Origin of the sequence: Plantactinospora sp. WMMC1484 (genome assembly GCF_049315195.1) — a bacterium.
Lineage (GTDB): Bacteria > Actinomycetota > Actinomycetes > Mycobacteriales > Micromonosporaceae > Plantactinospora.
On the sequence record NZ_CP186055.1, the window covers coordinates 1,684,859 to 1,698,506 of the forward strand.

Annotated in this window: 13 protein-coding genes and 1 riboswitch; of the genes, 7 read left to right on the plus strand and 6 right to left on the minus strand. The window is 72.5% G+C overall.

What is annotated here, in order from left to right; genetic code table 11:
- Positions 1 to 81: 81 nt before the first annotated feature.
- The 3 genes from ACN28C_RS07365 (at position 82) to ACN28C_RS07375 (ending at position 2,021) form a co-directional block, all read left to right on the plus strand.
- Positions 82 to 1,143, plus strand: coding sequence for a DUF916 domain-containing protein (locus tag ACN28C_RS07365; protein ID WP_422772802.1), 1,062 nt, complete (start codon positions 82 to 84; stop codon positions 1,141 to 1,143).
- A 126-nt stretch (positions 1,144 to 1,269) separates the two neighbouring features.
- The gene (locus tag ACN28C_RS07370; protein ID WP_422772803.1) at positions 1,270 to 1,698 is read left to right on the plus strand and encodes a hypothetical protein; all 429 of its coding nucleotides are present in this window, start codon (positions 1,270 to 1,272) and stop codon (positions 1,696 to 1,698) included.
- Between the two features lie 14 nt (positions 1,699 to 1,712).
- Entirely contained in the window at positions 1,713 to 2,021 is a 309-nt protein-coding gene (locus tag ACN28C_RS07375) for a DUF4229 domain-containing protein (protein WP_422772804.1), read from the plus strand.
- Between the two features lie 113 nt (positions 2,022 to 2,134).
- Here the strand turns inward: ACN28C_RS07375 and ACN28C_RS07380 are convergent, their stop codons facing one another.
- Positions 2,135 to 3,496: a C39 family peptidase gene (locus ACN28C_RS07380; RefSeq protein WP_422772805.1), complete on the minus strand. Its 1,362-nt coding sequence runs from the start codon at positions 3,494 to 3,496 to the stop codon at positions 2,135 to 2,137.
- Between the two features lie 209 nt (positions 3,497 to 3,705).
- On the opposite strand from ACN28C_RS07380, the gene ACN28C_RS07385 reads away from it, so the two are divergent.
- Entirely contained in the window at positions 3,706 to 5,619 is a 1,914-nt protein-coding gene (locus ACN28C_RS07385; RefSeq protein WP_422772806.1) for a M14 family zinc carboxypeptidase, read from the plus strand.
- An 81-nt stretch (positions 5,620 to 5,700) separates the two neighbouring features.
- Here ACN28C_RS07385 and recQ read toward each other — a convergent pair whose 3' ends face one another.
- Positions 5,701 to 7,560, minus strand: coding sequence for a DNA helicase RecQ (gene recQ / locus ACN28C_RS07390; protein WP_422772807.1), 1,860 nt, complete (start codon positions 7,558 to 7,560; stop codon positions 5,701 to 5,703).
- A 143-nt stretch (positions 7,561 to 7,703) separates the two neighbouring features.
- A riboswitch (cobalamin riboswitch) is annotated at positions 7,704 to 7,804 on the plus strand.
- A gap of 108 nt (positions 7,805 to 7,912) precedes the next feature.
- Here recQ and ACN28C_RS07395 point away from each other — a divergent pair.
- The 3 genes from ACN28C_RS07395 to ACN28C_RS07405 all read left to right on the plus strand — a co-directional run bounded on the left by ACN28C_RS07395 (position 7,913) and on the right by ACN28C_RS07405 (position 10,820).
- Positions 7,913 to 8,845, plus strand: coding sequence for an ABC transporter substrate-binding protein (locus tag ACN28C_RS07395; protein WP_422772808.1), 933 nt, complete (start codon positions 7,913 to 7,915; stop codon positions 8,843 to 8,845).
- A gap of 116 nt (positions 8,846 to 8,961) precedes the next feature.
- Positions 8,962 to 9,996 carry a FecCD family ABC transporter permease gene (locus ACN28C_RS07400; RefSeq protein WP_422774563.1) on the plus strand — a complete coding sequence of 345 codons (1,035 nt, stop codon included), beginning with the start codon at positions 8,962 to 8,964 and terminating at the stop codon, positions 9,994 to 9,996.
- Complete coding sequence (locus ACN28C_RS07405) at positions 9,993 to 10,820, plus strand: ABC transporter ATP-binding protein (protein WP_422772809.1); 828 nt, start codon at positions 9,993 to 9,995, stop codon at positions 10,818 to 10,820. The genes ACN28C_RS07400 and ACN28C_RS07405 overlap by 4 nt, the downstream gene beginning before the upstream one ends.
- On the opposite strand, the gene ACN28C_RS07410 is transcribed toward ACN28C_RS07405, so the two are convergent.
- Genes ACN28C_RS07410 through ACN28C_RS07425 form a run of 4 tightly spaced genes read right to left on the minus strand, consistent with a single transcriptional unit; the run spans position 10,817 to position 13,616 of the window.
- Positions 10,817 to 11,554, minus strand: coding sequence for an ABC transporter permease (locus tag ACN28C_RS07410; RefSeq protein ID WP_422772810.1), 738 nt, complete (start codon positions 11,552 to 11,554; stop codon positions 10,817 to 10,819). The two genes, ACN28C_RS07405 and ACN28C_RS07410, sit on opposite strands and share 4 nt — an antisense overlap.
- 12 nt (positions 11,555 to 11,566) lie before the next feature.
- Positions 11,567 to 12,523, minus strand: a complete 957-nt coding sequence (locus ACN28C_RS07415; RefSeq protein WP_422772811.1) for an ABC transporter ATP-binding protein — start codon at positions 12,521 to 12,523, stop codon at positions 11,567 to 11,569.
- A complete protein-coding gene (locus ACN28C_RS07420; RefSeq protein ID WP_422772812.1) occupies positions 12,520 to 12,849 on the minus strand; it encodes a transcriptional regulator in 330 nt (109 codons plus the stop codon). The genes ACN28C_RS07415 and ACN28C_RS07420 overlap by 4 nt, the downstream gene beginning before the upstream one ends.
- Complete coding sequence (locus tag ACN28C_RS07425) at positions 12,846 to 13,616, minus strand: transporter (RefSeq protein ID WP_422772813.1); 771 nt, start codon at positions 13,614 to 13,616, stop codon at positions 12,846 to 12,848. The genes ACN28C_RS07420 and ACN28C_RS07425 overlap by 4 nt, the downstream gene beginning before the upstream one ends.
- Between the last annotated feature and the right edge of the window lie 32 nt (positions 13,617 to 13,648).

The following is a 13,648-nucleotide window of genomic DNA, read 5'->3' on the forward strand; positions in this document are numbered from 1 at the left end:
CCGGACCAGACCGTCCCGCAGCCGCACCTGGCCCGATGGCGGGGGCGCCGACCGGGTCGTCGGGGCGAACGAGGAGAGATCATGACCACATACCGACCACGCCGGGTCGTCGCCGCGTTGGCCGCCGCCGCAGCCGGTCTGCTGGCCGGTACGGCCCTGCCCGGCCCGGCGGGTGCCGCCGCTCCGGGCGACGAGTTCCGGTGGACCGTCGAACCGGCCGCCGGGGGAAGCCCGCGCAGCCAGTTCAGCTATGTGCTCACCCCCGGACAGCAGATCGACGATCGCGTCGTCGTCACCAACCGGGCCGGCCGACCGCTCACCTTCACCGTCTACGCCACCGACGCCGCCACCTCGGCGGACGGTGCGTTCGCGCTGCCACCGGCCAGCCAGCCGGCACGCGACGTCGGCGCCTGGGTCGACCTCGGCCGCCAGACCCGGACCCTGCGCGCCGGTGAGCCAGCCGTCCTGCCGTTCCGGCTGACCGTCCCCGGCAACGCGACCCCCGGGGACCACGCCGCCGGGATAGTCGCTGCGGTCGTCGAACAGCAGACCAACGCCGAGGGGCAGCGGGTCACCGTCGAGCGCCGGGTCGGCGCCCGGATCTACCTCCGGGTGAACGGACCGCTGACCCCGATGCTCGACGTCACCGCGGTCGAGGTCCGGTACGCGAACCCGTGGGTGCCGTTCACCCGGGGCCCGGCGACGGTCACCTATCAGGTGGTCAACCCCGGCAACGTCCGGGCCGGCGGGACGGCGCGGGTGAGCGCCACCGGCCCGTTCGGCCTGCCGCTCGCCGGCGACCGGGAGGTGACCCTGCCGGAGATGCTTCCCGGGGCGCGGGTCACCCTGGTCCAGCGGATCGACGACGTGCTCCCGGCAGGCATGATCACCGGTACGGTACGGGTCGACGCCTCGACCAGCCAGGGGCCGCTGCCCGTGCTGATCAGCAGCGGGACCGTCTGGCACGTGCCCTGGACGTTGCTCTGTCTGCTCGTCGGAGTCGCCGGTGTGCTGCTGGTCCTGCTCCGGTGGCGGCGGCGTCGCCGCCGGAGGGTCGAGCCGATCGGGGCGTCCCCGGCCCGGCAGGGTGGTCCCGCCGAACGCCCGGACCCGGTGGTCGGGGTCGGGGGCGCCGTCGGGTAGCCGCCCTTTCCACCGGGCGCGCCGGCTCGCGTACCCTCGATGGGTCATGAGCGAGCGCAGCGAGCGAATCAGCCAGCTCAGTGCCGAGGTGCCTCGTGGCGGCACGCAGCGCAGCGGAGTGCCGTCATGAGCGAGCGCAGCGAGCGGGCGCCCTTCCCCCGGCGGGACGAGCGGGGGCGGATCGTCGTGCTCGCCGACCTGCTCGGGGTGGCTCTGGCCGGGGTGGTCGTCGGGCTGCTCGGCCTGCTGGTCTTCGACGCCGGGTTCGCCCTGCTCGGTCTCGGAGACTTCGGCGGGGCCAGCGGGTGGCTGGCGCTGATCCTGCCGGTCTGGATCTTCGTCGAGGAGTTCCGCGCCTGGAGCTTCGGTCCGGCCCGGATCGCGGCGGCGTTGGTGGCGGCGGCCGTCGGGATCGCCACGGGGCTGCTCGCCGCCGGGCTGGCCGCCTCGACCCCACCGCTGGTCTCGGGCGGGCTGGCTGCGGCGGTCTTCGCCATGGCGTACGCGTTGGTCTGGTTTGTCGGCGTCCGCTGGCTCGCCGGCCGGACGAACTGATCGGAGATGCGACGATGAGTCCCGCGGTGAAGTACACGCTGGGCCGGCTCGGGCTGTTCGTGGCGGTCGCCCTGGCGCTCTGGCCGGTGGAGATGAACATCTTCCTCAAGCTCATGCTGGCGGTGGCCTTCTCCGCGGCGCTGGCGTTCTTCCTGCTCCGGGGCTGGCGCGACGAGATGGCCCAGCAGCTGGCCGGGGCCGCGGAGCGGCGCCGGGCCGAGAAGGAGCGGCTCCGCGCCGCCCTGGCGGGCGACGAGAGGGCTGCCGGCCCGGAGAAGCCGACCGAGAAGCAGACCGAGAAGCCGACCGACAAGCCGGGCTGAGCCGGGGCCGGATGGGCACCGGCCCCGCACCCGGGCGTCGTTGACCGGGTACGGGGTCGATGATCCTCCCCAGGTGGGCTCCACCACCGGTGCGGCCACCGCCGCCGGGCGGGTCACCAGTTCGTCGAGCCGGCCAGCCTCGGCCAGGGCTTCCACCACGGCTTGATCAGGTATGCGATCCCGCCCGACCCGCCGGAGACACCGCCGTTGGCGTTGATCCGCTTGGTACGCAGCCAGATCTGCTCGAACTGGTCCCGCCGGTAGACGTTGCGCACCGCGTCGTTGCTGGACGACGCCGGATCGTTGATCACCACGTCGCCGTCGTGGGTGAAGCCGACCACCACGAAGAGGTGCCCCGAGGTGCCGTAGTTGGCCCCCTCCAACTCCTCGGCCAGGAAGGACTGGCTGGTGATCACCGGCATGCCGGCGGCGACGAAGTGCTCCACCTCGTCCAGCGAGTGCAGCCGGGTGACCTTTGCCTCCAGCCCGGGGAACGAGGCGGCGTACGCGGTGTTGAAGGGCCAGTTGCCGCAGCCGGAGTAGGCGTAGTCGTAGGTCATCCGGGCGGCGTGGTTGACCGTCGGGTCCGGATAGTCGGGGTCGACCCAGGCGGTCTCCTCGGCCGACGGCTTCCGCCCCCAGTACTCCAGCACCATCGCGGTGGAGGTCGGTGAGCACCAGGCCTGCCCGCCGCCGTTGTACTCCGGGTAGTGGCCGGCGTGGATGTTCTGCGAGTGACGGGGGACGGCCAGTTCCCGGCCCCAGGCGATCCGGCCCGTGCTCGCCGGCACGGTGAACCGGTCCGGCACCATCGAGCTCATCGCGCCGAGCATCCGGACCCGGGGCGACCGCCGGTTCTCCGGCGCCCGGTAGAGGGTCAGCCGGAGCTGGTACGCCCGCAGCAGCACCCCGTTCGTCACGTCGTCGATGGCGAAGGTGTCGGTCCAGATCGTCGACCACGGATCGCCCTGCCGGTTGACCGTGGCACGCCTGATGTCCTGGTCGCCCGCGGCCCACCGGCCCAGCACGTACCAGGGGGTCAGCTCGCCGGTGTTGTAGGTGCCCTGGAGTTCGATCTGGATCCAGGTGCCGGCCGGCGTCTCGGCGTTCCACGAGGCGACCAGCTCGCTGGCGTCGAAGCCGACCGGGGTGACCGGCGAGGTCCAGGTGGCGTACGACCAGGTGCGGGTGGTCCCGGTGTAAGGGTCGGTGTATTCGGTGCTGCCGGCCGGCCGCAGCATGGTGATTCCGGTGCGTGCGCCGGGGACGGCGACGGTGCCCTGGTGGGTCCCGCGCCGCCAGTCGGCGTAGCCGGACCAGTCCTGCCAGGTGATCTGCTCGTCGTGCGGGATCGGGCGGGGACGACCGGGTGTCGCGCCGGCCCGGGTCGGCACGCCGGTGCCGAGCATGGCGAGGGTGGAGAGGCCGGCGAGGGTGAAGCTGCGCCGGCTGATCGGGTTCGGGGAACTGGCCATCGATACTCCGCGGGGACGAAGGTCGGATCCTGACGCCACTATCCCGTCCGTCGAGAACTTTCGCCAGATGTTCAAGCAAAGAAAATCTTTGCCGGCATGAGGGTCAGACTGGCATGGGACACGGAGTGATCAATATTGATATGACCATGGTACGGATGGTGCAGTGTGCACTACCCAGCGGTGTCCTCCCTACCCCCAGGAGGTTTTACATGCTCGTCCGCACCGAAAGACCCGGGCCGTCGATCCGGCGCCGGGCCAGGGTCGGCGCGCTCGCCGGCACCGTCGTGCTCGGACTCGTCGTGGCCGGACTCGGCCCCGCCGGCACCGCCAGCGCCCGGCCGGACCGGGCCGAGGCGGAACAGGTCGCCAGCGCCGAATACCGGGTGACCGGTCCGCGTACCCTCGCCGACCGGAACGCGGTGGCGGCCACCGGTACCTCGATCGACTACGCCGAGCACGGCGCGCTCTACGTCACCGCCACGCCCGCCGAGGTCAAGGCGATCACGGCGCTCGGCTTCGAGGTGGCGGCCGTACCGGCACCGCCGGACCGGGGCCAGCACCAGCACGACGGGGACGTCGGCGTCCTCGACTTCCCGCCGGCCGACTCGGCGTACCACAACTACGCCGAGCTGAACACGGTGATCAACCAGGTGGTCGCGGACCATCCGTCGATCGCCCGCCGGTCGAGCATGGGCACCTCCTACGAGGGACGCGACCTGCCGGTCATCAAGATCTCCGACAACGTGGGCACCGACGAGAACGAGCCGGAGATCCTCTTCAACTCCCAGCAGCACGCCCGGGAGCACCTGACCGTCGAGATGGCGATCTACCTGCTCAACCTCTTCACCGACAACTACGGCTCGGACTCCCGGATCACCAACATCGTCAACACCCGGGAGATCTGGATCGTCCCGACGGTCAACCCGGACGGCAGCGAGTACGACATCGCCACCGGCTCCTACCGGTCCTGGCGGAAGAACCGGCAGCCGAACAGCGGCTCGTCGTACGTCGGCACCGACCTGAACCGCAACTGGGGCTACAACTGGGGCTGCTGCGGCGGCTCCTCCGGCTCGACCTCCTCGGAGACCTACCGGGGCCCGTCGGCCTTCTCCGCGCCGGAGACCGCCCGGCTGCGCGACTTCGTCAACAGCCGGGTCGTCGGCGGTACCCAGCAGATCAAGGTGAACATCGACTTCCACACCTACTCGCAGCTCGTGCTCTGGCCGTACGGCTACACGACCGCGAACACCGGGCCGGGCCTCAACGCCGACCAGGAGCGGGTGTTCCGCACCCTCGGCCAGCAGATGGCGGCCACCAACGGCTACACCCCGGAACAGTCCAGCGACCTCTACATCACCGACGGGGACAGCCTGGACTGGATGTGGGCCACCCACAACATCTTCGCGTACACCTTCGAGATGTACCCGGGCTCGGCCGGTGGCGGCGGCTTCTACCCGCCCGACGAGGTCATCCCGGCGCAGACCTCCCGCAACCGCGAGGCGGTGCTGATCCTGAGCGAGTACGCCGACTGCCCGTACCGGGTGGTGGGGCTCCAGGCGACGTACTGCGGCACCGGCGGTGGCGGCACCACCGTCTGGTCCGACACCTTCGAGACCGCGACCGGCTGGACCGTCAACCCGGCCGGCACCGACACCGCCACCACCGGAGCCTGGGAACGGGGTACGGCCCAGCCGACCACCTCCAGCGGTGCCAAGCAGCTCGCCCCGTACGCCGGCAGCAACGACCTGGTCACCGGCAGGCTGGCCGGCTCGTCGGCGGGTGACTACGACCTTGACGGCGGGGTGACCAGCGCCCAGTCACCGGCGATCACGCTGCCGGGCAGCGGCACGCTGACGCTCTCCCTGGCCTGGTATCTCGCGCACGGCTCGAACTCGTCCTCCGCGGACTACTTCCGGGTGAGCGTCGTGCACAGCGGTGGCACGACCCAGCTGTTCAACCAGGCCGGTGCCGCGAGCAACCGCAACGGCAGCTGGAGCACGGCCAGCGCCAATCTGTCGGCGTACGCCGGGCAGACGGTGCGGCTGCTGGTCCAGGCCGCCGACGCCTCCTCCGCCAGCCTGGTCGAGGCGGCCGTCGACAACGTCACGATCACCTCCTCCTGACCACCTCCTCCTGCCCACCTCCTCCTGACCACCTCCTCCTGCCCACCTGCTCCGAACCGCGAACGTCGGTGGCGGGGAGAGCTAGTCCGCGAGGGTGTCCAGGATCTGCTGGCCGTACTTCGCGAGCTTGTTCTCCCCGACCCCGTTGACCCCGGCCAGCTCGGCCAGGCTGCTCGGCGGCTCGGCCGCGATCTGCCGCAGCGTCGCGTCGTGGAAGATGACGTACGCCGGCACACCCTGCTCCTTGGCGGTCGCCGCGCGCCAGGCCCGCAGGCGTTCGAAGACCGGCTCGGCGGCGGGCGGCAGCGCGGCGGCGGCGCCGGCGCCCGACCTCGCGGCTCGGCCGGTCGACGCACTCCGGCCGCCCGACGCGGCCCGGGGCGCCTCCCGGCGCATCATCACCGTGCGCCGCCTGCCGAGCACGTCCCCGCTCGCCTCGGTCAGCACCAGCGTGCCGTAGTCGCCCTCGACCGCCAGCAGCCCCTGGGCGAGCAGTTGCCGCACCACCCCGCGCCACTCCGACTCGGTCAGCTCGGTGCCGATCCCGAAGACGCTGAGCGCGTCGTGCCGGTGCTGGACGACCTTGTCGGTCCGCCGGCCGAGCAGGATGTCGATAGACTGGCCGGCGCCGAACCGCTGGTCACGCTCGCGGTGCAGGCGGAGCACGGTGGAGAGCAGCTTCTGCGCCGCGATGGTGCCGTCCCAGGACTCCGGCGGGGTCAGGCAGGTGTCGCAGTTGCCGCACGCCTCGCCCTGCTGGCCGAAGTAGCCGAGCAGCTGGAGCCGCCGGCACTGCACGGTCTCGCAGAGCGCCAGCATGGCGTCGAGGTGCGCGCCGAGCGCCCGGCGGCGGGCGAGGTCGCCGTCGGAGGTCTCGATCATCTTGCGCTGCTGCACCACGTCGGCGAGCCCGTACGCCAGCCAGGCGGTCGACGGCAGACCGTCGCGGCCGGCCCGTCCGGTCTCCTGGTAGTAGCCCTCGACCGACTTCGGCAGGTCGAGATGGACGACGAAGCGGACATCCGGTTTGTCGATCCCCATCCCGAAGGCGATCGTGGCGACCATCACCAGCCCGTCCTCGCGGAGGAAGCGCTGCTGGTTGGCGGCCCGGGTGCGTGCGTCGAGGCCGGCGTGATAGGGCAGGGCGGCGATGCCCTGCTGCACCAGGAACTCGGCGGTCCTCTCCACCGACGCCCGGGAGAGGCAGTAGACGATGCCGGCGTCGCCGGGATGCTCGGTGCGGAGCAGGTCGAGGAGCTGCTTCTTCGGCTCCCGCTTCGGCACGATCCGGTACTGGATGTTGGGCCGGTCGAAGCTGGCGACGAAGTGCCGGGCGTCCTTGAGGTTGAGCCGGGCCGCGATCTCGGCGTGGGTCTCCGGGGTGGCGGTGGCGGTCAGCGCGATCCGGGGAACCGCCGGCCACCGCTCGTGCAGCATCGACAGCGCCAGGTAGTCGGGACGGAAATCGTGGCCCCACTGGGCGACGCAGTGCGCCTCGTCGATCGCGAAGAGCGCGACGGTGCCCCGGTCGAGCAGCCGGAGCACGGAGTCGGCGCGCAGCGCCTCCGGCGCGAGGTAGAGCAGGTCGATCTCGCCCGCGAGGAAGGCCGACTCGACCAGCCGGCGGTCTTCGAGGTCCTGGGTCGAGTTGAGGAAGCCGGCGCGGACGCCGAGGGTGGTCAGGGCGTCGACCTGGTCCTGCATCAGCGCGATCAGTGGCGAGATGACGACACCGACCCCGTCGCGCAGCAGGGCCGGGATCTGGTAGCAGAGCGACTTGCCGCCACCGGTCGGCATCAGCACCAGCGCGTCGCCGCCGCCGACGAGCTGGTCGATGATCTCTCGCTGCTCGCTCCGGAAGCTGTCGTAGCCGAAGACCCGGCGCAGCACCTCGAGAGCGCGATCGGGCGCTTGGTCGCCATCGACGATGGGGAGGGCCATTCGCCGGATTCTACGAGCACCGCCCGACGGAAACCTTCCGCTGGGCCGGAGTCACGGAGCCGCTGGGCGGAGGTCACGGAGCCGCTGGGCGGAGGTCACGGAGCGGATGCGCTACCGTTCACCCCGGACCACCCCGCAGCGAAGCCGGTGCGAAACCGGCGCTGTCCCGCAACTGTGATGCCTCCCGTCCGTCCGCCGCCGCGCCGTCGCGGCATGCGCCGGAGCATGGCGAGGATGAGCCAGGTCGCCTGCGGTGCGGTCGCGGAAAGCGCCTTCGAGGAAGGGCGCCCCGCAGGCGGGCGCAGCGGCACCTGTCGGCGGAGCACCGGACCTCGTCCGACAGGAGGACCCGATGTCCCGACGACGCATGCCCCGGTTGCTGGCCGCGCTGCTGGCCGGAGCGATGCTGGCCCTGGCCGGCTGTGCCACCGACGATCCCGGTCCGGAGCCGACCTCCGGTGCCGGCGGCGCCACATATCCGGTGACGGTGGGCACGCTCACCCTCGACAAGCGCCCCGAGAAGATCGTCGTACTCGGGCCGACCGCCACCGAGATGCTCTTCGCGATCGGCGCCGGTGACCAGGTCACCGCCGCCGACGACAACTCGAACCATCCGGCGGACGCGCCCAGGACCGAGCTGTCGGCGTTCACCCCGAACGCCGAGGCGGTGGCGGCGAAGAACCCCGACCTGGTGGTGCTGACCAACGACCTGAACAAGATCGTCGACCAGCTCGGCCAGCTGAGGATCCCGTACTACCTGGCACCGGCGGCGGGAACGCTTGACGACACGTACCGGCAGATCACCGACCTCGGCGCGCTCACCGGGCATCCGGCGGAGGCGGCCGACCTGGTCACCCGGATGAAGGGCGACATCGCGACGCTGGTCGGCGACCTGCCGCAGCGGGAGAAACTGAGCTACTTCTACGAACTCGGTCCGGAGTACTACACGGCGACCAGCAGGACCTTCGTCGGCTCGCTCTTCACGATGGTCGGGCTGGAGAACATCGCCGACCCGGCCGACGCCGACGGGTCGAAGGGCGGCTATCCGCAGCTCGCCGAGGAGGCGATCATCGCGGCAGATCCCGACCTGGTCTTCCTGGCCGACACCAAGTGCTGCCAGCAGTCCGCGGAGACCGTCGCGGCCCGCAAGGGCTGGTCCGGGATGACCGCCGTGCGGGACAACCGGATCGTCCCGCTCGACGACGACATCGCGTCCCGGTGGGGTCCCCGGGTCGTCGACCTGCTCCGGGCGATCGTGGACGCGGTCGCCAAGGTCCCCGCTTGAGTTCAGCCGGGACCGCGGCGGGCGTCCCGACCGGAGCCGGCCGCTCATCCCGGGACGGCCGGGCGCCCGGGCCGGTCCGCCCGGTCCGCCCGGCCCGGCCGGCCCGGCCGGCCGGGCTGCGCCGCCGGTGGCTCGTCGCCGGCTTCGGCGCGGTGGTCGTCGCCGCGCTGGCCGGCATCGCGTTCGGGCCGGTCAGCCTGCCACCGGGCAGCGTCGCGGTCGAGCTGCTGAACCTCGTACCCGGGGTGGACCTGCACAGCGGCCTGCACGAGCGCGAGATCGCGATCGTCACCGAGCTGCGGCTGCCCCGGGTGGTGCTCGGCCTGCTGGTCGGCGGGATGCTGGCCCTGGCCGGCGGCTGCTACCAGGGCGTCTTCCGCAACCCGCTGGCCGACCCGCACCTGCTCGGCGTCGCCGCCGGCGCCGGCCTCGCGGTCACCGCCGTGATCGTGGCGCGCGGCGTCACCGGTGCCGACGTCACGGTCGGGCTGCCGGTCACCGTCCCGCTCGCCGCGTTCGTCGGTGCGATCGGCGCGGTGCTGCTGACCTACCTGCTCGGCGCGGCCGGCGGACGGGACCGCTCCCCGGCCACGCTGATCCTGGCCGGGGTCGCCGTCTCCGCCTTCCTCGCCGCCGGCCAGACCTACCTGCTGCAACGCAACGCCGAGAGCATCCAGGACGTCTACTCCTGGATGCTGGGCCGGCTCGCCACCGCCGGCTGGCACGACGTGCTGGTGGTGCTCCCGTACGCGCTCTTCACCACCGCCGTGGTGCTGGTGCACCGACGCGAACTCGACGTGCTGGCCCTCGGCGACGACGAGGCGAGCAGTCTGGGGCTGCATCCGCAGCGCTCCCGGCTGCTGCTGGTGGCCGCCGCCTCGCTCGGCACCGCCGCCGCCGTCTCGGTCTCCGGACTGATCGGCTTCGTCGGCATCATCGTCCCGCACATCGTGCGGATGCTGGCCGGGGCGAGCTACCGGGCGATCCTGCCGCTCTCGGTCCTCTTCGGCGGCGCCTTCCTGACCCTGACCGACCTGGCCGCGCGTACCGTCGCGGCGCCGGCCGAGATCCCGATCGGCGTGGTCACCGCGCTGCTCGGCGGCCCGTTCTTCGCGATCGTGCTGCGCACCACCCGGCGGGTGGCGGAATGACCGCCGTTGCCCCGGGCACCGTCGCGGTCGAGGTGACCGGGCTCGACATCACCCTCGGCGGGGCGCGGATCCTGACCGGGGTGGAGCTGTCGGTCCGGGCCGGGGAGTGGGTCACGGTGATCGGCCCGAACGGCGCCGGCAAGTCGACGCTGCTCCGCGCGGTCGGCGGGTTGCTGCCGGCCGGCACCGGGGCGATCTCCCTCTTCGGTACGCCGATCGCCCGGCTCCGCCGCCGCGACCGGGCCCGCACGGTGGCGACCGTGCCGCAGTCCCCGGTCGTGCCGGCCGGGATGGCGGTGCTCGACTACGTGCTGCTCGGCCGCACCCCGTACGTGCCGCCGTTGGGCCGGGAGTCCGCCGCCGACCTGGTGGCGGCGTCCGACGTCCTCGACCGGCTGGACCTGACCGGATTCGCCGCCCGGCCGCTGGCGACGCTCTCCGGCGGGGAGCGGCAGCGGGTCTTCCTGGCCCGGGCGCTGGCCCAGGGCGCCCCGCTGCTGCTGCTGGACGAGCCGACCAGCGCACTGGACATCGGTCACCAGCAGGAGGTGCTGGAACTCGTCGACCAGCTCCGCACCGACCACGGCCTGACGGTGCTGGCCACCATGCACGACCTCTCGGTCGCCGGCGAGTACGCCGACCGGATGGTGCTGCTCGCCGGCGGTGCGGTGGTCGCCGACGGCCCGCCCCGGGAGGTGCTCACCGACGACATCCTCGGCGCGCACTACCGGGCCCGGGTGCGGGTGATCGAGGGCGAACACGGTCCCCTCGTCGTCCCGGTCCGGGCCCGGCGTGCCACCGACCGACCGTCGTGCGGCGGCTAGCTGAACCGCCGTCCCTCGTCCCGGCGGTACGCCCAGCCGGCGATCGTGGCCAGCACCACGATCCAGACGCCGAGCATCGTCAGCGAGAGCGGGTTGACCGGGAAGTCGCCGACCGCCGCCCACATCAGCTCCACCGCGCCCCGGGTCGGCAGGAACGGGGCGATCGTCTGGATGAATCCCGGTGACTGGTCGGGCGGGAAGAGCAGCCCGCCGCCGACCGCCAGCGGGAAGAAGAGCACCTGGGCGACGACGATGGCGGCCCTGCTCGGCAGCGAGTAGCCGATCGCGAGCCCCATCAGGGTGAACGGCACCGCGGCCACGACGACCGTGCCGAGCGCGGCCAGGAACGCCGGCCCGGTCACCCGGGCCGCGGTGCCCACCGCGCCGATCACGACCACCGGGATCAGCGACAGCATGGTCAGGAGCAGGCCGGCGAGGATCCGGCCGGCGAACCGGGGCGCGGCACCGGCGGGCAGCGTACGGAGGTACGGATCCCAGGGCTGCGCACGGTCCTCGGCGACCCCGATGCCGTACTGGAAGATGTTGGTGGTCATCACCGAGAAGGTGACCATCGAGGCGGTGGCGTAGGTGGCGGTCACCGGGTCGTCGCCGCTGAACGGGACGACGAAGAAGAGCATCGAGGCGGCCGGGAAGAAGGCGCTGCCGACCAGCGCGATCGGGATCCGTACCGTCTCCAGCAGTTGATATCTCGTGTGCACGAGCGCGAGTCGCACGTCGATCCTCCGTCAGGCGTCGGCGGGTTGGGCGGCGTGCCGGTGCTCGGGCCGCGCTCCGGCGGTGGGCTGCGCTCCGGCGGCTGACGGCGCTCCGGCGGTGGGCTGCGCACCGGTGATGTGCAGGAAGGCGTCCTCCAGGCTCGTCGGCCGGATCTCCAGGCCGGCGAAGGGCGCGCCACTGCGCACCAGGTCGCGGACGAGCTGGTCCGCGTCGGCGGTGATCAGGTGGGTCACCCCGTCGATCCGCTGCACGCCGCGTACGCCGGGCAGCGGCGGCAGTTCCGGTGCGACCAGGCTGACCCGGTGCACCCCGACCAGGTCGCGGACCGCGCCGACCGTGTCGTCGGCGAGCACCCGCCCGCCGCCGAGCACCACCACCCGGTGCGCCAGCGCCTCGATCTCCTCCAGGTAGTGGCTGCTGAGCAGCACCGTGCCGCCGTCCGCGTGGAACTGACGGATGCCGTCCCAGAGCTCGCGCCGGGCGGTCACGTCCAGCCCGGTGGTCGGCTCGTCGAGGAAGACGAGCCGGGGGCGGCCGACGAAGGCCAGCGCCACGGCGAGCCGGCGCTTCTGTCCGCCGGAGAGACCGCCGGTCTGGCGCCGGACCAGGTCGTCGAGGCCGAACCGGCCGAGCAGTTCGGCCCGGGGCACCGGGTCGGCGTAGTGTGCGGCGACGAAGTCGACCACCTCGCCGACCCGCAGGGTGGGCGGCAGGCCGGTCTCCTGCGGCGTCATCCCGATCAGCCGGCGTGCTGCCGGGGTGCGGGGGTCGGCACCGAAGAGTTCGACCCGGCCGGCGTGCGCCCGGCGCAGCCCGACCAGCAGGCTCAACAGGGTGCTCTTGCCGGCGCCGTTGGGGCCGAGCAGGCCGACCAGCTCGCCGGCCGGCAGTTCGAGGTCGACCCGGTCGAGGGCAGTGACGTCGCCGTACCGGCGGGTGGCCTGGACGGCGCGGGCGACAATCATGACGTCTTCTCCTCCTCCGGCTGGGGTGGATCGAGCAGGGCGCGGACGGCGAGGGTGTATTCCTCGAAGGCGAACCGGCCGCGCCGGGTCAGCCCGACGAGCGTGGTCGGGGTACGGCCGTGATGGGTCTTGACGATCTCGACGTAGCCGGCCTCCTCGAGCTTGCGCAGGTGCACCGAGAGGTTGCCGGCGGTCATCTGGAGGATGTCCTGGAGCCGGGGGAAGGCGATCCGGTCGCCGTCGTGCAGCGTGGCGAGGGTGGCGGTCACCCGCAGCCGGGCCTGTGCGTGGATCACCGGATCGAGTTCCGGCGGGCCGGCGCTCACCGGGCGCGCCGGGAGTCGTTGCTCGGGGAGCCCTCGCTCGGGGAGCCCTCGCTCCGGGCGGCTCCGCCGCCGGCGGTGCCCGCCAGGCCGGCGGTGAGGTCCCGGCCGCGCCGACGGTCGCGGAGCAGGAAGAGAACGCCGGCCGCCAGCATCCCGCCGCCGCCGAGGAGCGAGATCACCAGGGCGTGCCAGCCGACCCCGGCGGCCATCCCGGCGATGTTGATGACGCTGATCCAGACGCCGAGCCGGAAGAGGTTGCGATCCAGCCAGATCGCGCCGCCGGCCATGTGCAGGGCGCCGGTGAGGCCGACCGTGACCCCCGCCCAGAGCAGCCCGGCGGCGTCGTCGGGCAGCTGGTCGGAGACCTGGCCCAGCACCGAGCTGATGCCGCTGAAGCCGAGTCCCCAGGCCAGGCCGTACCAGAGGCCGCGCCGCTTGGAATCGCCGGTGACCTGGCCGTAGGTTCGGCCGCCGACGATCCCGGAGACGATCCCGGCGCCGATCAGCAGGCCGAGGAGCGTGAGCAGGGGCAGCCAGCTGGGCAGGTCGACGAAGACCCGACCGTCCGGCCCGAACCGCAGGAAGAAGAGGCCGAAGCCGATCAGCCAGGCCAGCCCCCAGGGCCAGTAGTACCAGAGCAGGTTCGGGTTGAGCTTGCGGGCCGCCTCGGCCTGCTGGTCGGCGATCAACCGGAGCGCGGCGGCCGGATCGGGCGGCGGCAGTTCGTCGCGGTGGTCGATGGGCTCGTGCTCAAAGTTCCCGGTCATATAAACGAGTTTACAACGCAAACTCCACGCCC

What these genes read in the sequence shown, in the direction of transcription:
- ACN28C_RS07365 (WP_422772802.1), top strand. Translation starts at nt 82, where the DNA reads ATGACCACATACCGACCACGCCGGGTCGTCGCCGCGTTGGCCGCCGCC.
- ACN28C_RS07370 (WP_422772803.1), top strand. Translation starts at nt 1,270, where the DNA reads ATGAGCGAGCGCAGCGAGCGGGCGCCCTTCCCCCGGCGGGACGAGCGG.
- ACN28C_RS07375 (WP_422772804.1), top strand. Translation starts at nt 1,713, where the DNA reads ATGAGTCCCGCGGTGAAGTACACGCTGGGCCGGCTCGGGCTGTTCGTG.
- ACN28C_RS07380 (WP_422772805.1), bottom strand. Translation starts at nt 3,496, where the DNA reads ATGGCCAGTTCCCCGAACCCGATCAGCCGGCGCAGCTTCACCCTCGCC.
- ACN28C_RS07385 (WP_422772806.1), top strand. Translation starts at nt 3,706, where the DNA reads ATGCTCGTCCGCACCGAAAGACCCGGGCCGTCGATCCGGCGCCGGGCC.
- recQ (WP_422772807.1), bottom strand. Translation starts at nt 7,560, where the DNA reads ATGGCCCTCCCCATCGTCGATGGCGACCAAGCGCCCGATCGCGCTCTC.
- ACN28C_RS07395 (WP_422772808.1), top strand. Translation starts at nt 7,913, where the DNA reads ATGTCCCGACGACGCATGCCCCGGTTGCTGGCCGCGCTGCTGGCCGGA.
- ACN28C_RS07405 (WP_422772809.1), top strand. Translation starts at nt 9,993, where the DNA reads ATGACCGCCGTTGCCCCGGGCACCGTCGCGGTCGAGGTGACCGGGCTC.
- ACN28C_RS07415 (WP_422772811.1), bottom strand. Translation starts at nt 12,523, where the DNA reads ATGATTGTCGCCCGCGCCGTCCAGGCCACCCGCCGGTACGGCGACGTC.
- ACN28C_RS07425 (WP_422772813.1), bottom strand. Translation starts at nt 13,616, where the DNA reads ATGACCGGGAACTTTGAGCACGAGCCCATCGACCACCGCGACGAACTG.